Below are 21,800 nucleotides of genomic sequence, written 5' to 3' on the forward strand. Positions count from 1 at the left end.
CCGTACACGGCGCCTCACCCCGTCCCGTACGCCGCCCACCGTACGAGGCCGAACCCCTCCCCCTCCCTGCGCACTTCGGCGGCACCGGCCCCGCCGAAGTGCGCGGGCACGACCAGCTCCCGCTCGTCGGCGGCCCGTTCGAGGATCCGGCGGCGGCTGACCGCCGCCCCGCCCGGGTCCAGGCAGAAGCAGCTGGCGCAGGACGGTTCGAGGATCTGCACGGGGCTGTGCAGCAGGTCGCCGACGAAGACCGCCCGGTCTCCCCCGGACGCGAGCCGCAGGACCGCCGAGCCGGGCGTGTGGCCCGGCGCCGCCTCCAGGGTCAGGTTCCCGTCGACGCGGTGCACGCCCTCCCACAGCCGCACCTGCCCCGCACGGTGGACCGGCGCGACGCTCTCCTCGTAGACGAGCCGGTCCTCCTCCTGGAGGCCGTTGCCGTAACCGTTCCGCGGGCCGTAGTGGAAGTCGTCGGCGGCCGGTACGAGGTACTCGGCGTTCGGGAAGGTCGGCACCCACTCCCCCGCCACGTCCCGCGTGTTCCAGCCGACGTGGTCGGCGTGCAGATGGGTGTTGACGACGACGTCGACGTCCTCGGGGCGGATCCCCGCCCGCTCCAGCCGGCCCAGGAAGCCGTCCCGCCGCCGGTGGAAGTGCGGCGAGTCCGGCCGCTCCCGCCCGTCGCCCACCCCCGTGTCGACCAGCACCGTCCGGCCCCCGCTCCGCAGCACCCAGCTCTGCAGCGCCATGACCGCGCTGTCGCTGTCCGGCGCCCAGTGGTCCGGCGCGAGCCACTCCTCGTTGTCCTTCCACACCTCCGCCCCGGCCCCCGGGACGATGCCCCGGGCCGGACCGAACGGGCCCTGCCACTCGACGACCCGGATGACCTCGACGTCTCCCAGCACCATGCGCTGCGCGCTCTCGCTGCTCTTCATGGTGACGAGCCTAGGGAGAGGAGGTGAGCCGATCGATGCCTCTTCTGCTCGTTCCGATACGCAATCAGCTCAACGGGGAGGCCGTGGGGCTAATCTGACGCCTCATGGATCTGGTGAGCGACGCGATCTCGGCCGTACGCGTCGGGCGGCCCTCCTCCGACCGCGTACGGGTCGGCGGCACCTGGTGCGCCCGGCTGGACCCGTACGACGGCGCCGGCTTCCACGTCGTCCTGAAGGGCGGCTGCTGGCTGCTGCCCGACGGCGGCGAGCCGGTCGCGCTCGGCGCCGGGGACGCGGTGCTGCTGCCGCACGGCACGGGGCACGTCATCGCCGACTCGCCCGCCGACGCGGCGACCGTGGCGCGGGCTGTGCCGTTCACCCGGTGGGCCGACCGGGCCCTGCCGCAACCTCCACTGCCGGAGCCCGCCCTGCCGCGAGCGCCCCTCCCGCAGCCTCCACTGCCGGAGCCCGCCCTGCCGCAGCCTCCCCGCCCCGCTTTCCAGACAGGCGAGCGCGAGGTGGAGATGCTCTGCGGCAAGTACCGCCTCGACCACGGCCGCGCGCACCCGCTCCTGGCCGAGCTGCCCCCGCTCGTCCACCTGCCGAACCGCGTCGGCCGCCACCCCGAGCTCCGCGCCGCCGTCGACCTGCTCGGCGGCGAGCTGGGCGAGCCGGCCGAGCGGCGGCCCGGCTCCGCCGTCGCGCTGCCCAGCCTGCTCGACCTGCTGCTCGTCTACATGATCCGGTCCTGGCTGGCCGAGGCCACGGACGGCGCCTGGCCGGCCGCGCTCGGCGACCCCGTGACCGCCGCCGCCCTGCGGGCGCTGCACTCCGACCCGGCCGCGCCCTGGACCAACGACCGGCTCGCCGCCGAGGCGGGCGTCTCCCGGCCCACCCTGGCCCGCCGCTTCACCGCCCTGGTCGGCCGGCCCCCGATGGCGTACCTGACGTGGTGGCGCCTCACGCGCGCCGCCGCCCTGCTCCGGGACACTCCGGACCCGCTGGCGACGGTCGCCCGCCGCGTCGGCTACGCCAGCCCGTACGCCCTCTCGCACGCCTTCCTCCGCGAGTTCGGCACGACCCCGGGCCGGTACCGGAGCGGCGCGGAGGCCGCTAGCTCCGGCTGAGCGCCCGCTGGGCCTCGTACAGGTTCCGCGGACGCACCGACTCCGGGCTCCCGTACGCCTCCACGCGCGCGTGCAGGTCGCCCGCGAAGTCCGGGACGTCGGTCTGGTCGAACTCGCGCACCTCGCTGATGCCGACCGTGGCGCTGTACGGGGCGACGGTGTCGAGCTTCACGAGGCCGGCCCGGCCGTTGGTCACCGTCACGTTCCAGTGGGCGAACCGGGCGCCGTAGAGCGGTCCTGCGGAGGCGTCGCCGCCGTGCCGGCCGTTGTTCTCGACGGTGATCTCGGTCCGTACGTTCGCGAAGGGCATGCCCCGGTGGGTGTCGAAGGTGCCCATCTCCATGACCCCGCGCGACCAGACGTTGTGGCTGGACAGGCCCTCGACGTTGATGCCGTGGAGCTGCGTGCCCGCCGGGGCCGGGACCGTACGGGCCGCGATCCGGAAGTCCTCGACCAGGTTGTCGTGCGCGCCCTCCCGGCAGAAGTACGGGTGGTGGGAGCCGCGCCCCTCGACGCGCGTGCGGCGCAGGGTGCAGGCGGAGGCGGCGACGAGCCCGAAGCCGTTGTCGACGTGGCGGACGACGACGTCCTCGGCCCAGCAGTCGTACGCACACTGGAAGGTGACGCCGTTGAAGCCCTTGTCGAGGAGGTGCGGCGACTGGGCCAGCAAGGGCGCCTCCAGGGTCAGGCCCACCACCCCCGAGCCGGTGAGGGGCGCGGCCCCGGAGACGAGTCGGGGGTCCCACTCGGGGCGGAGGTCCAGCGGCAGGGGCCGTTCGAGGGTGACGCGGCGGCCCGCGATCCCGGTGATCCGTACGGGCCACTCGTGGGGGACGTAGGAGGTCAGCTTGGTCTTGTCGTCCCAGGTGTACGCCTCCGGGCCGGGGCCGCCGCCCGCCATGTGCTCCAGGAGCGTGTGGCCGGGGTCGTCGGCGAGGCGGAGGACGACCAGCTGTCCGCGGGCCAGGCCCGACGGGTCGTCGACGGTCACCGACCGGTCGCCCCGGCGGGCCGGGCGGAGGGTGGTGAGCGTGGTCCATTCGTCGCGCCGGTTGCCGGTCCAGCCCTCGAAGGGCCAGGCCCGGTCCCGTATCGCGGCGACGAGGGAGGCGTGCCGGGCGTGCGGGGAGAGCCAGACGAGGCCGCCGGCCCAGGACCAGGAGGACTTGTCGCCGCCGTAGCGGGAGCCGTACGGGCCGATCAGTTCGGTGAGGCTCCGGGTCGCGAGCAGGGTCGTACGACCGGAGCCCGCGCCGCGCAGGACGACTCCGCTGTGGCCGATCCGGAGGTAGTCGTCGATCCGGTACGTGCCGGGCGGCAGCAGCACCGTGCCGCCGCCCCGCTCCCCCGCGTCCGCGAGGGCGCGGTTGATCGCGGGGGCGGAGTCGGCCGAGCCGTCCGGTGCGGCCCCGTAGGTGACGGCGTCCGCCACGACCCGGGGGCGCGGGAGGCGCCGGGCGCCGCCGTGGGCTCCCGCGCGGGCCACGTAGGGGATCTGGGGGTGGGTGGTGGGGGCGGCCTCGAACTCCCGCCAGAGCTGGGCGGGGCGGGTGGGGGGAGGGGACCCCGGCGTACCCCTTGTGGCTCCCGTGGCTCCGGTCGCTGCCGTGGCTCCGGTCGCTCCGGTCGCTCCCGTGGCTCCCGCCGCCCCCACGACCGCCACCGCACTGCCGACGAACTGCCTTCTGCTGAGTGCCATGCCCCTGAACCTTTCACGTATATGAATGGTGTTCAGATCTGCGCCGGGCGCGAGCATGGCAGGGGAAAGCCCTTGCCGGAAGGGGTCAGCGGGTGGGTTTCTGGGTCAGGTTCTTGAACGCGTCGAGGTTGCGGGTCGACTCGCCGCGCGAGACCCGCCACTCGTACTCACGCCGGATCGCCGACGCGAACCCCAGCTCCAGGAGCGTGTTGAAGTCGCCGTCCGCCGCTTCGAGGACCGAGCCGAGCAGCCGGTCCAGCTCCTCGGGCGTGACGGCGGCGAGCGGGAGCTTGCCGGCGAGGTAGATGTCGCCGAGGCCGTCGACCGCGTAACTCACCCCGTACAGCCGGAGGTTGCGTTCGAGCAGCCAGCGGTGGACACCCGGCTCGTTCTCGTCGGGGTGCCGGATGACGAAGGCGTTGAGGGAGAGCGAGTGGCGGCCGGCGCGCAGCGAGAGCGTCGTGAAGAGCTTGCGCGTGCCCGGGAGTTTGACGACGTACGAACCGGGCTCGGGGGACTCCCACTCCAGTTCCGCGTCGTCGAAGGTCGACTCGATGATCCGCCGCACGTCCCCGACCGGGGTCTTGACCTCGTCCTCAGCCATGGTGGGAGCGTACGCGACGGCGGTTCTCCCGGACCCGGTGGTCGTGCATGGCGGCCGTGTACACGTCGGCCGTGCCCGAGGCCGCCGTGTCCCAGCCGAACGAGCCCGCGTGCAGCGCCGCCGCCGCGCCCATCCGGTCCGTCAGCGCAGGATCGGCGACGAAGCGGCCGAGCGCGCGGGCGTAGTCCGCCGGGTCGTGCCCCTGGACGAGGAAACCGGTCACGTCGTCCCGTACGGCGACGGGCAGACCGCCCACCGCCGCCGCGACGACCGGGGTGCCGGCCGCCTGCGCCTCGATGGCGACCAGACCGAAGGACTCGCTGTACGAGGGCATGACGAGGACGCTCGCCGCGCGGAACCAGTCCGCGAGCCGGTCCTGCCCCACCGGCGGGTGGAAGCGCACGATGTCCGCGATCCCGAGCCGGGCCGCGAGCTTCTGGAGGCCCTCCGGCTTGGCCAGGCCGCTGCCGCTCGGGCCGCCGACGACCGGGACGACCATGCGCGAGCGCAGCGACGGGTCCTGGTCCAGGAGCCGGGCGGCGGCGTGCAGCAGGATGTCCGGGGCCTTCAGGGGCTGGATCCGGCCGGCGAACACCGGGATGAAGGCGTCCTGCGGGAGCCCGAGGCGGGCGCGGGCTGCGGCGCGGCCGTCGGCGGGCCGGAAGTGGTCGAGGTTGACGCCCGGGTGGACGACCGCGATCTTGCCGGGGTCCGCCTCGTAGAAGCGGGCGAGCTCGTCGGCCTCCTCGGCCGTGTTGGCGATCAGCCGGTCGGCGGCGGAGACGATCTGGGTCTCGCCGATGACGCGGGCGGCGGGCTCGGGCGTGTCGCCCTCGGCGAGCGCCGCGTTCTTGACCTTCGCCATGGTGTGCATCGCGTGGACGAGCGGGACGCCCCAGCGCTCGGCGGCGAGCCAGCCGACGTGGCCGGAGAGCCAGTAGTGGGAGTGGACGAGGTCGTAGTGGCCGGGGCGGTGGCCCGCCCACGCCTGCATCACGCCGTGCGTGAAGGCGCAGAGCTGGGCCGGCAGCTCCTCCTTGGCCAGGCCCTCGTAGGGGCCCGCGTCGACATGCCGGACGAGGACGCCGGGGGTGAGCTCGACGACCGGCGGGAGGCCGCCGGTGGTGGCCCGGGTGAAGATCTCCACCTCGATGTCGATGGCGGCGAGGCGCTTGGCCAGCTCGACGATGTAGACGTTCATGCCGCCCGCGTCGCCCGTGCCCGGCTGGTGCAGCGGGGAGGTGTGGACGCTGAGCATGGCCACCCGGCGCGGGGTGCGGTTCCGGCCGGGGAGCCGGAGCCGGGTCGGCGCCTGGTGCCGGTGCCGGGTACCGGCGAACCGGGACACGTACTGGCTCACGTCGGCGGTCCTTCCGCTCGGGGACTGAGCTGAACACGGTGGAGCTGGACACTGCGGGCTGAGCACGGTGGAGCTGAAAGCGGTCCGGCATGGCGGCCGAGCCGCGTCGGGCATGACGGCTGAAGGACGGGTCGCGCCCTTCAGCCCCCACAACAGCGGAATGCTCCCTTTCATTTCCGACGCCCCCGGCGCTTTGCCAATTCATTACCGGTCGCGAGCGCTCAGGAACGGTCGTACCTGGTCACGACCGGTCCCCCGCACCCCACCCCGTACGCTCGTGTCATGGCCCCGCGCACCACCCGCCCCGTCGGCACACCGACCCGCGGGACCACCAACCCCAACCGTCTGCGCCGCATGGACCGCTGGATCGCCGCCGTCCACGGCCCCGCCCTGCGCCGCTCCCCCGAGCCGCCGCTCGCCGTCGACCTCGGTTACGGGGCCGCTCCCTGGACCGCCGTCGAGCTCCTCGCCCGGCTGCGGACCGCCGAGCCCCGCACCCGGCTCTACGGCATCGAGATCGAGCCCGCCCGCGTCGAGGCCGCGAAGCCGTACGAGCACGAGGGCCTCGCCTTCCTGCACGGCGGCTTCGAGGTGCCGGTGCCCGGCGCGGTCGCCCTGATCCGCGCGGCGAACGTGCTCCGCCAGTACGACGAGGAGCAGGTCGCGGCCGTCTGGGCCCGGCTGTGCGGGCGGCTCGCGCCCGGCGGACTGCTCGTCGAGGGCACCTGCGACGAGATCGGGCGGCGGCACGTGTGGGTGGCCCTCGACTCGGACGGGCCGCGGACGGTGACCTTCGCGACCCGACTCGGCTCGCTGGAGCGCCCCTCGGACCTGGCGGAGCGGCTCCCGAAGGCCCTCATCCACCGCAACGTCCCGGGCGAGCCGGTGCACGCCTTCCTGCGGGACTTCGACCGGGCGTGGGCGGCGGCCTCCCCGTACGCCTCGCTGGGCGCGCGACAGCGCTGGATCCGTTCCGTACGCGAACTGGCGGCGGACTGGCCGCTGACGGACGGTCCGCGGCGGTGGCGGCAGGGCGAGGTGACGGTGCGGTGGGAGGCACTGGCGCCACGCCCCTGACGGCGCCCCCACCGCTCCCCTGACGGCGGCCCCGCCTCGCCCCTGACGCCGACCCCGTCGCTCCTCTGACGGCGCCCCCGCCCTCCCCCCTTCCCCCGCTTTCCCCAACTCCCGCTGAATTTCGCGTACGTCGGGAACGCCCCTCGCGTATCGCTCGTCCCCCTGAGGGGAACCGGCCCGGCAGGCCCAGGTTTCCCCTGTTGTTTTGCGGTTTCGCATGGCACTATCGCCAAGGTCACCGCTAAGTTACTGACGGTAAATCAGATAGAGACGCGGGCCGTTTACGAGGGGGAGCTTGTGAACCGACGTCGCCACACCACCGCCGCGATCACCGTGATCTGCGCCCTGGCGGTGCTGGCCTCACCGGCTTTGACCCTTCAGGCCGCCGCCGCGCCCCTGCCGCCTCCCCCGCCGAAGAAGAGCCTGGAGGAGGTGCGCAAGGAGATAGACGTCCTGTACCGGCAGGCCGCCGTCGCCACCGACGCGTACAACCTCGCCGAGGAGAAGACCAAGGAGCAGTCCGCCGAGATCGTCCGGCTCGCCCGGATGATCGTCGAGGGCCGCGAGAAGGTCGAGGACCTCAAGGCCAAGGCGGGCGCCGCCGCCCGCGCCCAGTACCGCAACGGCGGACTCCCGGACGGCGCGCAGCTCGTCCTCACCGACGACCCGCAGCTCTTCCTCGACACCGCGGGCCGGCTCAAGGCCGGGGCGAAGGCCACCACGGACCTCCTCGGCGAGATGACCCGCGCCCAGGCCGAGTTGGGCGTCTACGCGAAGGACGCCGGCGACAACTGGACCAAGCTGGAGGCCCACCGGGTCAAGCAGGCCCAGGCGAAGAAGGAGATCAACGACAAGATCGCCGCGGCCAAGAAGCTGGAGTCCACGCTCGCCGCGGAGGAGCGGGAGCGGCTGCGCCGCCTCGAGGAGCAGGCGCAGTACCGGGCCCAGACGACGTGGCTCGACACGGGCATCCTCGGCGACCTCACGACCGGGGCGACCGCGCGGGGCAAGAAGGCGGTCGAGTTCGCGACGGCGCAGGTCGGCAAGCCGTACATCTGGGGAGCGGAGGGCCCGGACTCGTACGACTGCTCCGGCCTCACCCAGCTCGCCTGGGGCAAGGCGGGGCTCCCGATCCCGCGCACCTCGCAGGAGCAGTGGCGGCTGCTGCCGCGCGTGGACATCAAGGACATGCGGCCGGGCGACCTGATCGTCTACTTCAAGGACGCGAGCCACATCGGGATGTACATCGGCAAGGGCGCGATCGTGCACGCGCCGCGCCCCGGCCGGAACGTGACGATCGCAGGGGCGGGCTCGATGGAGATCCTGGGAGTCGTACGCCCGGGGTAGTGGGTGACGGGGTGGCGGGCCCCTGCACGGCTCCTGCATGGCCCCCCGCACGACTCCTGCACGACCTCCTGCATGGCTCCTGCACGACCTCCTGCATGGCTCCTGCACGACCTCCTGCATGGCTCCCGCACGGCCCCCTACATGGCGGGATTGCACCCCGACCCTGTGACCGGAATCATCCGTCCGACCTGACGGACATCCCGGCCCGGCGTGACCTTTCTCATTGCCGCCCGGCCCCTCCCGCGGCCGCTCGCGGGCCTTCCGGTGACAACTACCTCCCCTTCCGCGGCATATGCCAAGTCCGGGGAGGCCACTCGCGGACTGATCACCATTCCGCTGCGCACCGACCTACCGCTAGGGTCCGGGACGGGCGGGGCGCCACCCGGCGCCCTGCGCACCCTCGGGGGGAGGGAAGGAAGCTCCGGACCGATGCCCGTATCCGTACCCCGCCAGAGAATCGTCTCTGCTGCCGCGGGAACCGGCGACGCCACCGCTATGGACGCCACCGTTATGACTGGCACAGGCACAGGAACCGACCGCGATCGCACCGATCTCACCCTCCTGGTCGTCGAGGACGACCCGGCGGGTGCCCTTGCCGTACCCGAACTCCTCGACGCGGCGGACGCCGCCGGCACCCGCGTCCGCATCCGGACCGCGCGCAACCTCACCGAGGCCGAGCGGCTCCTCACCGACGACGTCCACTGCGTCCTCGTCGACCTCTCCCTGCCCGGCCCCCGCGCGGCCGCGGGGGACGACCCGCTCGCCCCGCTCCGCCACATCCTGCGCCTCGCCCCGCGCCACGCCGTCCTCGCCCTCGCGGCCTCGGCGGACGCGGAGCTCGCGGCCGAGGCGGTACGGGTCGGCGCCCAGGACCACCTCTTCCGCGAGGAGCTCGACGGGCGGCTGCTCAGCCGCGCCATCCGGTACGCGGTCGAACGCAAGCGCGCCGACGCCGTCCAGGTGAAGCTCGCGGAGTCCCGGCTGCGGGCCCAGGAGAACGCCCGCCTGGAGCGGGGACTGCTCCCGACGCCCCTCCTGGAGGGCTCCGACCTGCGGTTCGCGGCCCACTACCGGCCCGGCCGCTCGCGCGCGCTGCTCGGCGGCGACTTCTACGACGTGGTCCGTACGCCCGACGGCACGGTCCACGCCATGATCGGCGACGTCTGCGGGCACGGGCCCGACGAGGCGGCCCTCGGGGTCGAGCTGCGGATCGCCTGGCGTGCGCTGACCTTCGCGGGGCTGTGCGGGGACGAGCTGCTCTCGACGATGCAGCAGGTCCTGGAGCACGAGCGGGAGAGCGAGGAGATCTTCGCGACCCTCTGCACCGTCGACATCGCGCCCGACGGACGCCGGGCGGGCCTCTGCCTCGCCGGCCACCCGTCACCGCTGATCGCCCGGCAGGGACGGGTCGCCCGGCTGCTTCCGTACGAGGACGGCGGCCCGGCCCTGGGCCTGCTGCCGCGCGCCCGCTGGCCGCGCCGCCAGGTGGAGCTGGGCGGGGCGTGGAGCCTGCTCATGTACACGGACGGACTGATCGAGGGCCGCTCGGCCGGCCCCGGCTCGCCGCGGCTCGGTCAGGACGGGATGGTCGAGATGATCAACCGGCAGCTGTCCGAGGGCCTGCGGGGCGACGAGCTCCTGGAGGCGGCGGTGACGGAGGTACGGGCGCTGAACGGCGGCGAGCTGACGGACGACGTCGCCGTCCTGGCGCTGGAACGGGACAGGGCCCGGGGATGACCCCAGGCCCTGCCGTCACTGTCTCTCCGTACGGTTTCCGCTACCGGCCGCCGTTGTAGGGGCCGTACGGTCCGTCGCTACTGGAGCCGCCGCCCCGGCGGCCCCGGCCTCCGCCGGACACCTGCGCGAGCGCGGGGCGCACGTCCACCATGAAGACGATGGCGGCGATCAGCCCGGCGATCTGCAGGAACAGCATCGGCACCAGCAGGTTCAGGGCGATGTTGATGCCCAGGATGATCAGCCAGAACTTCTTCGTCTGCTTCTCGGCGGCGCGGTAGGCGTCCTCGCGCGCCATGGCGGCGAAGACGAGCGCGGCGACGGCGAAGCCGGTGAAGATCAGGAAGGTCACCAGGGTGAGAAGGGAGTCGAATCCCGCGCGCAACATGCTGAGCACCGCCTAGTGGTGATGTGGAGAAAGCGCCTCGCGGTCAAGGTACCCGTTACAACGCATCGGGTACCCGTATTGGTGCCCGACCCGTCCCCGGCCCGCTACTCCGTCGCGGCAGCGGTCGCCTTCTTGGCGGAAGCCTTGCGGGCGGCGGGCTTCTTGGCGGGCGCCTCGCCGGCGTCGGCCACCGGGCTCTCGTCCGAGGTCTCCGCCACCGGCTCGGACACGGGCCCGGACACCGCCTCCGCCTCCGACCCGGACTCCGCCTCCGGCTCGACGACGACGGCGATCTCGGTGATCTGCTCGGCGGCCTCGCCACGCCAGGCCTTGACGGCCTCCTCACCGTGGGCGGCGACCTCCTCGTACTTCTCGCGCGCCTTCACCGCGTACTCGGCGGCCACGCCGACGCCACGGAGGGCGAGGTCCTGAGCGGTCTCGCCGAGCTTCTTGAGGTCCGTGTCGAGACCGCCGACGACCTCGGCGAACTTCGACTGCACGGTGACCTGGGCCTCCTTGGCCTGCGCGGTCACCTTCTCCTGTACGGCCTTCGGGTCGGTCTTCCGCACGGCCTCGATACGGGCGGGCGCCTCGGCGGCGATCTGCTCGATCAGGCCGGGAACCTTCCGGGCCTGCCGTACGGCGAGGTCGGCGGTGCCGGCGGCGAAGAAGAGAGGGGTACGCAGTTCGTCGATGATGGCCATGCTGGTGGTCCTCCCGGGTGTGGCGTACGTACTAGAGGGTGTCGGCGGCCGGGGCATCGGCCCCGTCGCCGCCGTTCGCCGCAGCGGCGGCGGAAGCGGATGCGGCGGCGGAAGCGGCGGCCGCCTCGGCGGCGTTCTCCTTGCGGAACGAGTCGTAGATCTGGAGCAGCACCTGCTTCTGCCGCTCGTTGATCGAGGGATCGGCGAGGACGACGGCGCGCGTCTCCAGCTCCTCCCGCTCCTTCTCGTCGAGGATCCCGGCCCGCACGTAGAGCGTCTCGGCGGAGATCCGCAGCGCCTTGGCGACCTGCTGGAGCACCTCCGCGCTGGGCTTCCGCAGCCCCCGCTCGATCTGGCTCAGATACGGATTCGACACGCCGGCCGCCTCGGCGAGCTGCCGCAGGGACAACTGCGCGGTCCGCCGCTGTTCGCGGAGGTACTCACCGAGATTGCCGACGTTGAGCGATGCCATGCCCCGACCATGCCAGCCTTTGCTAACTATTGCAAGCAGGCGCTTGCAAGAGTGTCGCCGTCGGTGGGCCGTGCCATGCTGGGCAGGGTGAGGCTGGAGGATCTGGTGCGGCTGCGGCGCGCGCGGGACGTGATGGACCGCGATTACGCGCTGCCGCTCGACGTACCCGCGCTGGCCAGGGTCGCGCTCATGTCGGCCGGGCACTTCTCGCGCAGCTTCCGTGCCGCGTACGGCGAGACTCCGTACAACTACCTGATGACCCGGCGCGTCGAGCGGGCGAAGGCCTTGCTGCGGCGGGGCGATCTGAGTGTGACCGAGGTCTGCTTCGCGGTCGGCTGCACCTCGCTCGGGTCGTTCAGCTCGCGCTTCACGGAGCTGGTGGGCGAGACGCCGAGCGCCTACCGGGCCCGGCGCAACGAGGCGGGTGCCGTGATCCCGGCGTGCGTGGCGAAGGTGCTCACGCGCCCGGCCAGAAACGGGTGAGGACGGCGGAGGACGGCCGGCGGAGGACGGCCGGTGAACGCCGGGGACCGGCTGACGGAGGGCCGACGGAGGGCCACTGCACCGCGTGGCCGAAGCGGTCACGATCGGAGAAGCGGATTCCGGGTGCCCGTCGTAGCGTCGAATCCATGAACGTCACACTCTCCCAATGCTTCATCGCCGTCGACGACCACGACAAGGCGCTCACCTTCTACCGCGACGCCCTCGGCCTCGAGGTCCGCAACGACGTCGGGTTCGAGGGGATGCGCTGGGTGACCGTCGGTGCGCCCTCGCAGCCCGACGTGGAGATCGTCCTCGAACCGCCGCTCGCCGACCCCAACGCCTCGGCCGCCGACCGCCAGGCCATGGCGGAACTCCTCGCCAAGGGCATGCTGCGCGGCGTGATCTTCTCCACCGACGACGTCGACGCCACTTTCGAGCAGATCCGGGCGGCGGGCGGCGAGGTCCTTCAGGAGCCGGTCGACCAGCCGTACGGCGTCCGCGACTGCGCCTTCCGCGACCCGGCGGGCAACATGCTCCGGTTCTCCCAGCCCCGCTCCGCCTGACCGAGTCCGCGTACGAGTACGAGTACGAGTACGAGTACGAGTACGAGTACGAGTACGCGTCCGATTAGCCCACCTCCCTCCCGCCCCCGCATGGCAGCATGTCCGGAGGTCAACAGGGAGGTTCGGCATGACAGTTGAGACGCAGACCCCGGAAGCGGCGGGCCCCCGGCGGCGCGCGGACGTCCTCGAGGAGGCGGCGCACGCGGGGCCCCGCCGCTTCACCCGTCCCGCGACCGGGGACGAGCGGCAGATGCTCGTCGGGTTCCTGGCGGACCAGCGCGCGACCCTGGTCCTGAAGTGCGCGGGCATCACGGACGACCTGGCCCGCCGCGCCGTCGAACCGTCCACGCTCTCGCTCCTCGGCCTGGTCCGGCACCTCGCCGACGTCGAGCGCCACTGGTTCCGCGAGATCCTCGCCGGCCAGGCCGACGCCGCCCCGCTCTTCTCCTCCCCCGCCGACCCGGACGGGGACTTCGACGGCGCCACTCCCGACGCGGCGACCGTCACCGCGGCCTGGGACGCCTGGCACGCGGCCGTGGACTTCGCCGAACGCTTCACGGCCGAGGCCCCCGACCTCGACATCTCGGCCCACGACGCCTGGCGCGGAACCGTCTCCCTGCGCTGGGTCCTCATCCACATGATCGAGGAGTACGCCCGCCACAACGGCCACGCCGACCTCCTGCGCGAGCGCATCGACGGCGCCACCGGCGTGTGAGCGGCGCTCACCCCGCCCAGGCGGCGAGCGCCGCGTAGTCGGCGTCGCCGAGCCCGCGCCGGGGATCCACCCGGTGGAGGAGCGCCCGGCCGGGGTGCCGGGCGGCGACCCACACCCGGTCGGCGCCCCCGATCTCGTCGTCCACCCAGGCGAACGCCCGCCCCGCCGCCCACTCCACCAGCGCCGGCACCTTCCAGTGGACGCCCGGCTCCTCGGGACCGTCCGGCCAGGGGACGACGGGCAGATCGGGCAGCCCGAGACGCGGGGCGACCCAGGCGTTGGCGTCCTCCCCCCACGTCGTCGCCCACACCAGCTCGTACGGGAGCGCGGCGAGCCGCGCCCCGTGCACCGGGTCGAGCCGCGCGAGGAGCGGACTCACGGACGGGGGCGGCGCGGGCGGATACGTCGGGTACGCCTCTTCCCCCGTGCCGCCGAAGGGGATCAGCGGCCCGTCCACGTCCAGGAAGAGCAGGGGTGACGCTGCGCCGGTCGCTCCCGTAAGGCCTGCCATGCCCCCATCGTGCCCGCCCCCGCACGCCTCCGCTCCGCCCCGAAGTCATTCACTTCCAGACGATCCGCGACGGATCGACTTCTCGTTACCCTGGCAGGCATGACAGCCATGGCGCCCACCCGTACCGAGCCCGACCTCTCCTACCTCCTCGACCACACCAGCCACGTCCTGCGCACCCGCATGACCGCCGAGCTCGGCGAGATCGGGCTCACCCCCCGCATGCACTGCGTCCTCGTCCACGCCCTGGAGGAGGAGCGCACACAGGCGCAGCTCGCCGAGATCGGGGACATGGACAAGACCACGATGGTGGTGACCGTCGACGCCCTGGAGAAGGCCGGTCTCGCCGAGCGGAAGCCGTCGAGCACCGACCGGCGCGCGCGGATCATCGCCGTCACCAAGGAGGGGGCGAAGGTCGCCGCGGAGAGCCAGAAGATCGTCGACGGCGTCCACGAGAAGGCCCTCGGCTCCCTTCCCGACGACGAGCGCGAGGTCCTGCTGCGCGCGCTGAACCGCCTGGTCACCGGCCATCTGGAGACCCCCGTCGAGGGCCCGAGGGCCGCCCGCCGGGCACGGCAGCGCGGCTGAGGGCGCCCTGCCCCGCCAACTCCTCCCGTAAAAAATAGTCTGCAACAAAACCATCTGTTAATGTCTCTCCTGTTGCCTCCACGAACAGGAGAGAGCCCTCATGTCTGCGCCCGCCCGCCCCAGCCCCCACGCCTCCCGCCCCCGTGCCTCCCGCCGGCTCGCCCTCGGCGTCCTCGCCACGAGCATGCTGATGACGGTCCTCGACGGCAGCATCGTCACCGTCGCGATGCCCGCCATCCAGAGCGACCTCGGCTTCACCCCCGTCGGCCTCAGCTGGGTCGTGAACGCCTACCTCATCGCCTTCGGCTCGCTCCTGCTCCTCGCCGGCCGCCTCGGCGACCTCATCGGGCGCAAGCGGATGTTCCTCCTCGGCACGGGCCTCTTCACCGCCGCCTCCCTCCTCGCCGGCGCCGCCGCCTCCCCCGAGGTCCTGATCGCCGCCCGCTTCCTCCAGGGCGTCGGCAGCGCGATGTCCGCCGCCGTCGGCCTCGGCATCCTCGTCACGCTCTTCGCCGAACCCCGCGAACGCGCCAAGGCCATCGCCGTGTTCAGCTTCACCGGCGCCGCCGGCGCCTCCCTCGGCCAGGTCCTGGGCGGAGTCCTCACCGACGCCCTCGCCTGGAACTGGATCTTCTTCATCAACCTCCCCATCGGCATCGGCGCCCTCCTCCTCGCCCTCCCCGCCCTGCCCGCCGACCGCGGCCTCGGCCTGAAGGCCGGCGCGGACGTCCTCGGCGCGCTGCTCGTGACCTCCGGCCTGATGGCGGGGATCTACGCCGTCGTCACCATCGAGGAGTACGGGGCCGGTTCGGCGCACACCCTCGGCTTCGGCGCCCTCGCCGCCGCCCTCCTGGCCGGCTTCCTCGTCCGCCAGACGAAGGCCGTCACCCCGCTCATGCCCCTGCGGATCCTCCGCTCGCGCAGCGTCTCCGGCGCCAACCTGGTCCAGATGCTGATGGTCGCCGCGCTCTTCTCCTTCCAGATCCTCGTCGCCCTCTACCTGCAGAAGGTCCTCGGCTACGGAGCCGCCGAGACCGGCCTCGCGATGCTGCCCGCCGCCGCCGTCATCGGCGTCGTCTCGCTCGGCGTCTCGGCCCGCCTCATCGCCCGGTTCGGCGAGCGGAACATCCTCCTCACCGGCCTCCTCCTGCTCGTCGGCGTCCTGGGCCTGCTGACCCGCCTCCCCGTCCGGGCCGACTACGTCACCGACCTGCTCCCCGTGATGCTGCTCGCCGCCGGCTTCGGCCTCGCGCTCCCCGCCCTCACCTCGCTCGCCATGTCGGGTGCCGAGGAGAAGGACGCGGGCCTGGCCTCCGGCCTCTTCAACACGACCCAGCAGATCGGCATGGCCCTCGGCGTCGCGGTCCTCTCCACCCTCGCCGCCTCCCGCACCGAGTCCCTCACGGCGGCCGGCCGGCCCACCGCCGAGGCCCTGACCGGCGGATACCACCTGGCCTTCGCCGTCGGCACCGCGCTCGTCCTCGCCGCCCTGGCCGTCGCCTTCACCCTCCCGCGCCCCACCCGGAAGCAGCCGGAAGCCCCGGCGAAGCCCGAACCCGTACCCGCCGCACGGTGACAATGGCGCCATGAGAGCCGACCGACTCGTCGCCGCCCTGCTCTTCCTCCAGACCAGGCAACGCGTCACCGCAGCCGAACTCGCCGCGGAACTGGACGTGTCCGAACGGACCGCCCGCCGGGACCTCGAAGCGCTCGCGAGCGCCGGGGTCCCGGTCCGTTCCCAGGCGGGCGTGGGCGGCGGCTGGTCGCTGGTCGGCGGCGCCCGCACCGATCTGACCGGTCTCACCGCACCCGAAGTCCGCGCCCTGTTCCTCCTGATGGACACCTCGGCGCCGAGCCCCCAGACCCGTACCACCCTGCGCAAGCTCGTACGGGCCCTCCCCTCGCCCCTCCGTGCGGACGCCGAGGCCGCCTCCCGGGCCGGGGTCGCCGACGGCACCGACTGGGCAGGCGGCGCGGACCCGGAGGAGCCCCGACTGGCCGCGCTCCAGCGGGCCGTGGTCGAGGCGCGCGAGCTCAGGATCGGGTACGCCCGCCCCGGCCGGGAGCCGAGCGAGCGCACCGTCCACCCGCTCGGGATCGCCACGAAGACCGGCGTCCGCTACCTCGTCGCCGGCACGGAGCACGGCCTGCGGGTCTTCCGGGTCGGCCGGATCACCTCCATGGCCGAGACGGGCGCCCCCGCCGTCCGCCCCGAGGGCTTCGACCTCCCCACCGCCTGGCGCGCGCTCGCCGCCCGCATGGAGGGCCGCATGGTCGCCGCCACGGTCCGCGGCAGGGCGGCCCCCGGCACGGAAACCGTCCTCGAAGGCCTCCTCGAAGGGCGGATACGGTACGGGGAACGCGGCCCCGACGGCTGGGCGGCCATCGAGATCGACGGCCCGTCCCCCGAGGTCGTCGCCGCCCGACTGGCGGGCCTGGGAGCCCGCGTGGAGCTCCTCGACCCACCCGAGGCCCGCGCCGCACTCGCCCGCATCGGCACCGAACTCACCGCGCTGTACGGGACGAGGCAACCGCCCCCAGACACTCCGGAAGCCCCTCCGCGTGCACCAGCGCCGGCCGCGAGACGGCCCGGGTGAGCACCACGTACAACCGGTTCGTCCCGCGCGCCTCGGCCGCCGAGCGATCAGCCTCACCGGCCGGTTCGCCGCCGTCGACGAGACCCGGACCGGTGCCGGGAACCTGTGGACGGCGGCCCGGCTCTCCGGCCTCTCCCGGCCCGCCGCCGCCGGCTTCCTCTTCCGCCTCCGTACCCGCTGAGGTCAGAAGATGTCGGGCGAGAACGGCCGCAGCGGCGTACGGAACAGCAGGTCGGCGCGGGTGCTCGCGCCCGGCGTGAGCTCCTCGACGCGGCCGAGGCGGGTGAGTCGTACCGCCGACTCGTCGCCGAACGCCAGCGTCCCCAACTCGGCGATGTCGAAGGCGAGATCGGCGGACTCGGTGGTACGGGCACAGGTCGCGCCCGCCGGGGAGGCGTCGAGGCGGTAGCGACCGCCCGCCAGACCGGCCGCGTCCCGCAGGTCGAGGACGAGGCTCCCCTCCACCGGATACGTCCGGCTCTCCAGGACCCGGACGACGTCGAGGACCCGCACCCACAACATGTCGACGTGCGTCAGCGTCTTCGCCGCGCGCGGGTCCGGCAGGAGCAGCGGCAGCGGGTCGTCGGGCGCCCGGTAGCCGGAGCGGACCGTGGTGACCCAGTCGATCGAGCAGACGTACCGCCAGAGGGCCCGCTCGGCGGCAGGGGTGACGGCGATCAGGTCCCGCACGGACGCCGTGTTCACCGGCTGCTTGGCGTCGTCCCACTTGTCGTCGGCGGAGTAGGCGACGAAGCCCTCCACCTCACCGGACGCGGAGCGGTAGACCGCGTAGAAGGGCTCCTTCCACGGGTCGAGCTGGTACCCGAGACCGGTGCCGAGCTCCCAGCCGCGGGTGGTGCGGTCGGTGACCCCGGCACGGACCCCGGCGAGCCGGCGGTGCAGCGCGGGCCCGATCTTGCGGATCTCGTCGCCGTCGGTCAGCTCGATCCGGCCGCCGTCCTCCGGACGGCCGGTGCGGCGCGGGTCGAGCCCGGCCCGCGCCACGTCCACGCTCCACTCGGTGGCCCAGCTCGCGGGGCCGAAGCCGTACCGCCCGTAGATCGGGTACTCGGCGGCGATCAGCGTGGCGATCGCGTCGCCCCGCTCCTTCGCGGCGGCGAGGTCGGCGCTCATCATGCGACTCAGGAGGCCCTGCCGGCGGTGCGTCGGGGAGACGGTGACCTGGGTGACGGCGTCGGCGGTGAGGCTGCCCCCGCCGACCGTGCTGACCTCCTGCCGGAACGACCGGAAGGTGGCGACGATCCGGTCCCGGTCGTAGGCGGCCAGGGTCCGCGTGAGGTCCGAGTTCGCGAGCCGGTCGGCGAGCAGCCCGTCGGGGACGTGGGGCGGGCGGAGGAAGCCCGTCTGCAGGGCACGGAGCCAGTCGGAGAAGTCGGGTTCCGTCACCGCGCGCACGTCGACACTCATCCCTCGACCCTACGCAGCGCCGCGCCGGACCCGCATCCGGATTTCCCGGCGCCCGGGCCCCTCACTGGCCCGAGCCCTCACGCCCGTACTCCCGCAGACCTTCGGACCTCACGCCAGCAGGTCGTCGACCTGTGCCTCGCCCTCCCGGTAGCGGCGGGCGATCTCCCCGCTGCAGTCGTCGGCGGTCCGCTGGAGGTGCTGCCGCCGGCGCGAGATCTGCTGCTCGTAGCCCGCGAGCCGCCCCATCGCCGTGTGCAGCTCCTCGTCCGTACGGGCCGTCAGGTCCGACAGCTCGACCTCCGACAGCATCTCGGACGCCAGCCGCCGGTACTCCTCGCCGCGCGGCGTCGACAGCGTCACGTGCCGCGCCGAGGTCCGGTGCCGCGAGGGCGCGTCGGCGAGGATCTCGGAGAGCCGGTCGAGGACCGGGGCCTCCGGGTCGGTCCGCCGCGCGAGTTCGGCGCGCAGGATGTCGATCCGGCCCTGGAGCATCCGCCGTACGTAGCTCAGGTCGGCCTCGTCGCTCTGGGCCTCCCGGCGCAGCGCGCGCAGCTCGGGCAGCCGCAGCGTGCCGAGGTCCGGCATGGCCCGGTCCGCCAGGGCGGACTCGCCGGTGCGCTGCACGGGCGGACGGCCGATCGGGCTGCCACCCAGACCTGCGCTCACGCTTCCGCTCACGCCTCCGCCCAGACTCCCGCTCACGCCTCCGCCCAAGCTTCCGCTCACGCTTCCGCCCAAGCTCCCACTCACGCTTCCGCCCAAGCTCCCACTCACGCTTCCGCTCACGCTTCGTCCCCCACCTCCCCCCGCACTTCCGGCGCGGAACAGCGGTACGGGGCCGGACGGCGTCGGCCCGGTGCCAGGTGCACTCATGAGAATCGTCCCCTCGACCGGTGCGGAACCGCACCGCCTGACAGGCATCGTGCCACTCCCACCCGTGCACGTGCAGGCGCTCTGCACCCGTTCGGCCCCCCGCGATTCCCGGCCGGTACGTTGGGACACATGCGAGCTGTGGTGCAGAGAGTGGACGGCGCGAGCGTCGTCGTCGCAGGGGAGACCGTCGGAGAGATCGTCGGCGAGGGGCTGTGCGTCCTGGTCGGGGTGACCCACGACGACACCCCGGAGAAGGCCGCCCAATTGGCCAGAAAGCTCTGGTCCGTCCGGGTACTGGACGGCGAGAAGTCATGCTCCGACGTGAACGCGCCGCTCCTCGTGATCTCTCAGTTCACCCTCTACGGAGACGCCCGCAAGGGCCGCCGCCCCACCTGGAACGCCGCCGCGCCGGGCCCGGTCGCCGAGCCCCTCGTCGACGAGGTCGTCGCTCAGCTGCGGGGCCTGGGCGCGCGCGTGGAAACGGGCCGCTTCGGAGCGGACATGCGCGTCTCGCTCACGAACCACGGCCCGTTCACGGTCCTGCTGGACGTGTAGTCGGCGGTCAGGCCCTACGGCTCGACGACCGTCTCCTGCGCGGCCGCCGTGTTCCCGACGAGCAGCGGGGCGTCCACCGGGACGTTCCGCTTCACCAGGGCCAGGGCGATCGGCCCCAGCTCGTAGTGGCGGACGGCGCTCGTCACGAAGCCGAGCTGCCGGCCCTCCTCGCCGTCGGCGGCCAGCCGGATCGGCGCACCGTGCCCGGGCAGCAGCACCTCGCTGCCGTCCAGGTGCAGGAAGACCAGGCGGCGCGGCGGCTTCCCCAGGTTCTGCACGCGGGCGACGGTCTCCTGCCCCCGGTAGCAGCCCTTCTGGAGGTGGACGGCGCTGCCGATGAGGCCGACCTCGTGCGGAATGGTCCGGTGGTCGGTCTCGAAGCCGAGCCGCGGCCGGTGCGCCTCGACGCGCAGCGCCTCGTACGCGAGGATCCCGGCGGCCGGACCGTGCGAGGCGGCGAAGGACTCCAGGTCGGCGCGGGGCAGGAACAGGTCGCGGCCGTGCGAGGTCTCCCGTACGACGGCGCCTTCGGGGACCTCGGCGATGGAGCCGGCCGGGAGGTGGACGACCGCGATGTCGTCCGTACGGTCGGCGACCTCCACCCGGTAGAAGAACTTCATCGACTCCAGGTACGCGACGAGCTCCTCCCGCGTCCCCGGCTCGACGTGCGCCCACAGCGTCTCGCCGTCGTCGACGAGGTAGAGGGCGTGCTCGATGTGCCCGTTCGCGGAGAGGATGAGCGCCTCGGTCGCCTGGCCGGGCGGCAGGTCGGTCATGTGCTGGGTGACGAGCAGGTGCAGCCAGCTCAGCCGGTCGTCACCGGAGACGGCGACGACACCGCGGTGGGAGAGGTCGACGAAACCGGAGCCGTCGGCGAGGGAGCGCTGCTCGCGGAACAGGTCGCCGTAGTGGGCGGCGACGCCTTCGTCGCGGCCTTCGGCGGCGACGGCGCCGGGCAGGGACAGCAGAGGGCTCTTCATAAGGGAAAGCCTACGACTCGGCGTCCGTGGCCTTCCTGGTGCACTCCGCACACCGCCCGAAGATGGCGAAGTGCTTCATGTCCGTCTCGAAACCGAAGGTCTCGCGGAGCTTCCCGGTGAACTCGGCGGCCACCGAGACGTCCGCCTCGATCACCTCCGTGCAGTCCCGGCACACCAGGTGCAGATGGTGGTGCCGGTCGGCGAGGTGGTACGTCGGAGCCCCGTGCCCCAGGTGCGCGTGGCTCACGAGCCCGAGCTCCTCCAGGAGCTCCAGGGTCCGGTACACGGTGGAGATGTTCACCCCGGACGCGGTCCTGCGGACCTCGACCAGGATCTCGTCGGGCGTCGCGTGCTCCAGCGCGTCGACGGCCTCCAGGACAAGCTGGCGCTGCGGCGTCAGCCGGTAGCCGCGCTGCCGCAGGTCGCTCTTCCAGTCGGTGGTCACCACGCCCTCCAGTGTAGGAGGGCGCGGTGCGCCACCCCCAGGTGTCTAGCGGAAGAAGGCGATGCCGTCGTCCGGCAGGTCGCCGAGGTTGCGGGCCATCTCCGCGACCTCTTCGGGCGTCACGACCTTCTTCAGGTGCGCGGACATGTAGGGGCGGAGCGGGACCTCGGGGGTCGCCTTCTCGCCGACCCACATGAGGTCGCTCTTGACGTAGCCGTAGAGGCGCTTGCCGCCGCTGTACGGGCCCGAGGCCGCCGTCCGGGCGACGGCGTCCGTCGCGAGGTCGATCTGCGGCTTCTGGTCGGCGAGCTCGCCGTACCAGATCTCGACGATGCCCTCGTCGCGGACCATGACGACCTCGACCTTGCGGTCCTTGTCGATGCGCCAGAAGCCGCTCTCGCTCTCCAGCGGACGGACCTTGTTGCCGTCCTTGTCGAGGACCCAGGAGTGCGAGTGGTACTCGATGAAGTCCCGGCCGTCGTGGCTGAAGGTCACGGACTGGCCGAAGTTGCACTTCTCGGCGCCGGGGAAGTCGGAGACACCCGCGCCCTCCCACGTACCGAGCAGGAACGCGAGGGGGACGAGGTCCGGATTGAGGTCGGACGGGATCTCGATCATGAG

Annotated in this window: 25 protein-coding genes; 12 read left to right on the top strand and 13 right to left on the bottom strand. The window is 73.1% G+C overall.

All coding sequences use genetic code 11. The annotated features are described in order from the left end of the window. Positions 1 to 14: 14 nt before the first annotated feature. Positions 15 to 932 carry an MBL fold metallo-hydrolase gene (locus tag ASC82_RS25055; RefSeq protein ID WP_056652223.1) on the bottom strand — a complete coding sequence of 306 codons (918 nt, stop codon included), beginning with the start codon at positions 930 to 932 and terminating at the stop codon, positions 15 to 17. Between the two features lie 104 nt (positions 933 to 1,036). Between ASC82_RS25055 and ASC82_RS25060 the strand changes: the two genes are divergently transcribed. Further along, complete coding sequence (locus ASC82_RS25060; protein WP_056652226.1) at positions 1,037 to 2,059, top strand: AraC family transcriptional regulator; 1,023 nt, start codon at positions 1,037 to 1,039, stop codon at positions 2,057 to 2,059. Here the strand turns inward: ASC82_RS25060 and ASC82_RS25065 are convergent. The 3 genes from ASC82_RS25065 to mshA all read right to left on the bottom strand — a co-directional run bounded on the left by ASC82_RS25065 (position 2,046) and on the right by mshA (position 5,722). Continuing rightward, a complete protein-coding gene (locus tag ASC82_RS25065) occupies positions 2,046 to 3,758 on the bottom strand; it encodes a glycosyl hydrolase family 28-related protein (protein WP_107105957.1) in 1,713 nt (570 codons plus the stop codon). The two genes, ASC82_RS25060 and ASC82_RS25065, sit on opposite strands and share 14 nt — an antisense overlap. Positions 3,759 to 3,843: 85 nt before the next feature. Next, positions 3,844 to 4,362, bottom strand: coding sequence for a YbjN domain-containing protein (locus ASC82_RS25070; RefSeq protein WP_024756327.1), 519 nt, complete (start codon positions 4,360 to 4,362; stop codon positions 3,844 to 3,846). After that, the gene (mshA, locus tag ASC82_RS25075; RefSeq protein WP_056652229.1) at positions 4,355 to 5,722 is read right to left on the bottom strand and encodes a D-inositol-3-phosphate glycosyltransferase; all 1,368 of its coding nucleotides are present in this window, start codon (positions 5,720 to 5,722) and stop codon (positions 4,355 to 4,357) included. The genes ASC82_RS25070 and mshA overlap by 8 nt, the downstream gene beginning before the upstream one ends. A gap of 282 nt (positions 5,723 to 6,004) precedes the next feature. Between mshA and ASC82_RS25080 the strand changes: the two genes are divergently transcribed. The 3 genes from ASC82_RS25080 (at position 6,005) to ASC82_RS25090 (ending at position 9,883) form a co-directional block, all read left to right on the top strand. Then, complete coding sequence (locus ASC82_RS25080) at positions 6,005 to 6,799, top strand: hypothetical protein (RefSeq protein WP_056652233.1); 795 nt, start codon at positions 6,005 to 6,007, stop codon at positions 6,797 to 6,799. A 297-nt stretch (positions 6,800 to 7,096) separates the two neighbouring features. Continuing rightward, positions 7,097 to 8,146, top strand: a complete 1,050-nt coding sequence (locus ASC82_RS25085; protein WP_056652235.1) for a C40 family peptidase — start codon at positions 7,097 to 7,099, stop codon at positions 8,144 to 8,146. Between the two features lie 495 nt (positions 8,147 to 8,641). Continuing rightward, on the top strand, positions 8,642 to 9,883 hold the full coding sequence (locus tag ASC82_RS25090; protein WP_056652239.1) for a PP2C family protein-serine/threonine phosphatase: 1,242 nt from the start codon (positions 8,642 to 8,644) through the stop codon (positions 9,881 to 9,883). Positions 9,884 to 9,923: 40 nt separating this feature from the next. On the opposite strand, the gene ASC82_RS25095 is transcribed toward ASC82_RS25090, so the two are convergent. The 3 genes from ASC82_RS25095 to ASC82_RS25105 all read right to left on the bottom strand — a co-directional run bounded on the left by ASC82_RS25095 (position 9,924) and on the right by ASC82_RS25105 (position 11,444). Continuing rightward, positions 9,924 to 10,268, bottom strand: coding sequence for a DUF2516 family protein (locus tag ASC82_RS25095; RefSeq protein WP_024756322.1), 345 nt, complete (start codon positions 10,266 to 10,268; stop codon positions 9,924 to 9,926). A gap of 104 nt (positions 10,269 to 10,372) precedes the next feature. Further along, positions 10,373 to 10,972 (bottom strand): hypothetical protein, encoded by a 600-nt coding sequence (locus tag ASC82_RS25100; RefSeq protein WP_056652241.1) that lies wholly within the window; start codon positions 10,970 to 10,972, stop codon positions 10,373 to 10,375. A gap of 31 nt (positions 10,973 to 11,003) precedes the next feature. Further along, on the bottom strand, positions 11,004 to 11,444 hold the full coding sequence (locus ASC82_RS25105) for a helix-turn-helix transcriptional regulator (RefSeq protein ID WP_056652243.1): 441 nt from the start codon (positions 11,442 to 11,444) through the stop codon (positions 11,004 to 11,006). An 87-nt stretch (positions 11,445 to 11,531) separates the two neighbouring features. On the opposite strand from ASC82_RS25105, the gene ASC82_RS25110 reads away from it, so the two are divergent. From ASC82_RS25110 to ASC82_RS25120, 3 genes are all read left to right on the top strand, one after another. Continuing rightward, positions 11,532 to 11,927, top strand: coding sequence for a helix-turn-helix transcriptional regulator (locus tag ASC82_RS25110; protein ID WP_056652553.1), 396 nt, complete (start codon positions 11,532 to 11,534; stop codon positions 11,925 to 11,927). Positions 11,928 to 12,073: 146 nt separating this feature from the next. Further along, positions 12,074 to 12,490, top strand: coding sequence for a VOC family protein (locus tag ASC82_RS25115; protein ID WP_056652246.1), 417 nt, complete (start codon positions 12,074 to 12,076; stop codon positions 12,488 to 12,490). 250 nt (positions 12,491 to 12,740) lie between these two features. After that, a complete protein-coding gene (locus ASC82_RS25120) occupies positions 12,741 to 13,205 on the top strand; it encodes a DinB family protein (protein ID WP_242427776.1) in 465 nt (154 codons plus the stop codon). Positions 13,206 to 13,212: 7 nt separating this feature from the next. On the opposite strand, the gene ASC82_RS25125 is transcribed toward ASC82_RS25120, so the two are convergent. Beyond that, positions 13,213 to 13,716, bottom strand: coding sequence for a hypothetical protein (locus ASC82_RS25125; protein ID WP_056652250.1), 504 nt, complete (start codon positions 13,714 to 13,716; stop codon positions 13,213 to 13,215). Positions 13,717 to 13,815: 99 nt separating this feature from the next. Between ASC82_RS25125 and ASC82_RS25130 the strand changes: the two genes are divergently transcribed. The 4 genes from ASC82_RS25130 to ASC82_RS25145 all read left to right on the top strand — a co-directional run bounded on the left by ASC82_RS25130 (position 13,816) and on the right by ASC82_RS25145 (position 17,079). Then, complete coding sequence (locus ASC82_RS25130) at positions 13,816 to 14,301, top strand: MarR family winged helix-turn-helix transcriptional regulator (RefSeq protein ID WP_056652253.1); 486 nt, start codon at positions 13,816 to 13,818, stop codon at positions 14,299 to 14,301. A gap of 100 nt (positions 14,302 to 14,401) precedes the next feature. Then, entirely contained in the window at positions 14,402 to 15,877 is a 1,476-nt protein-coding gene (locus tag ASC82_RS25135; protein ID WP_056652256.1) for an MFS transporter, read from the top strand. 10 nt (positions 15,878 to 15,887) lie between these two features. Beyond that, a complete protein-coding gene (locus ASC82_RS25140) occupies positions 15,888 to 16,898 on the top strand; it encodes a WYL domain-containing protein (RefSeq protein WP_056652259.1) in 1,011 nt (336 codons plus the stop codon). After that, complete coding sequence (locus ASC82_RS25145) at positions 16,864 to 17,079, top strand: hypothetical protein (protein ID WP_056652262.1); 216 nt, start codon at positions 16,864 to 16,866, stop codon at positions 17,077 to 17,079. The genes ASC82_RS25140 and ASC82_RS25145 overlap by 35 nt, the downstream gene beginning before the upstream one ends. A gap of 2 nt (positions 17,080 to 17,081) precedes the next feature. Here the strand turns inward: ASC82_RS25145 and ASC82_RS25150 are convergent, their stop codons facing one another. Continuing rightward, positions 17,082 to 18,326 carry a GNAT family N-acetyltransferase gene (locus tag ASC82_RS25150; protein WP_056652265.1) on the bottom strand — a complete coding sequence of 415 codons (1,245 nt, stop codon included), beginning with the start codon at positions 18,324 to 18,326 and terminating at the stop codon, positions 17,082 to 17,084. A 108-nt stretch (positions 18,327 to 18,434) separates the two neighbouring features. Next, positions 18,435 to 18,911 (bottom strand): ABC transporter substrate-binding protein, encoded by a 477-nt coding sequence (locus ASC82_RS25155; RefSeq protein ID WP_242427777.1) that lies wholly within the window; start codon positions 18,909 to 18,911, stop codon positions 18,435 to 18,437. Positions 18,912 to 19,328: 417 nt separating this feature from the next. Here ASC82_RS25155 and dtd point away from each other — a divergent pair, with 417 nt between their 5' ends. Continuing rightward, the gene (gene dtd, locus ASC82_RS25160) at positions 19,329 to 19,754 is read left to right on the top strand and encodes a D-aminoacyl-tRNA deacylase (RefSeq protein ID WP_056652268.1); all 426 of its coding nucleotides are present in this window, start codon (positions 19,329 to 19,331) and stop codon (positions 19,752 to 19,754) included. Between the two features lie 14 nt (positions 19,755 to 19,768). On the opposite strand, the gene ASC82_RS25165 is transcribed toward dtd, so the two are convergent. Genes ASC82_RS25165 through ASC82_RS25175 form a run of 3 tightly spaced genes read right to left on the bottom strand, consistent with a single transcriptional unit; the run spans position 19,769 to position 21,797 of the window. Further along, positions 19,769 to 20,734: a glycine cleavage T C-terminal barrel domain-containing protein gene (locus ASC82_RS25165; RefSeq protein ID WP_056652270.1), complete on the bottom strand. Its 966-nt coding sequence runs from the start codon at positions 20,732 to 20,734 to the stop codon at positions 19,769 to 19,771. Positions 20,735 to 20,744: 10 nt separating this feature from the next. Next, positions 20,745 to 21,182 carry a transcriptional repressor gene (locus tag ASC82_RS25170; RefSeq protein WP_056652273.1) on the bottom strand — a complete coding sequence of 146 codons (438 nt, stop codon included), beginning with the start codon at positions 21,180 to 21,182 and terminating at the stop codon, positions 20,745 to 20,747. Positions 21,183 to 21,224: 42 nt separating this feature from the next. Then, positions 21,225 to 21,797 (bottom strand): FABP family protein, encoded by a 573-nt coding sequence (locus tag ASC82_RS25175; RefSeq protein ID WP_056652277.1) that lies wholly within the window; start codon positions 21,795 to 21,797, stop codon positions 21,225 to 21,227. Between the last annotated feature and the right edge of the window lie 3 nt (positions 21,798 to 21,800).

The sequence above is a fragment of the Streptomyces sp. Root431 genome (genome assembly GCF_001426585.1).
Classification (GTDB): domain Bacteria; phylum Actinomycetota; class Actinomycetes; order Streptomycetales; family Streptomycetaceae; genus Streptomyces; species Streptomyces stackebrandtii.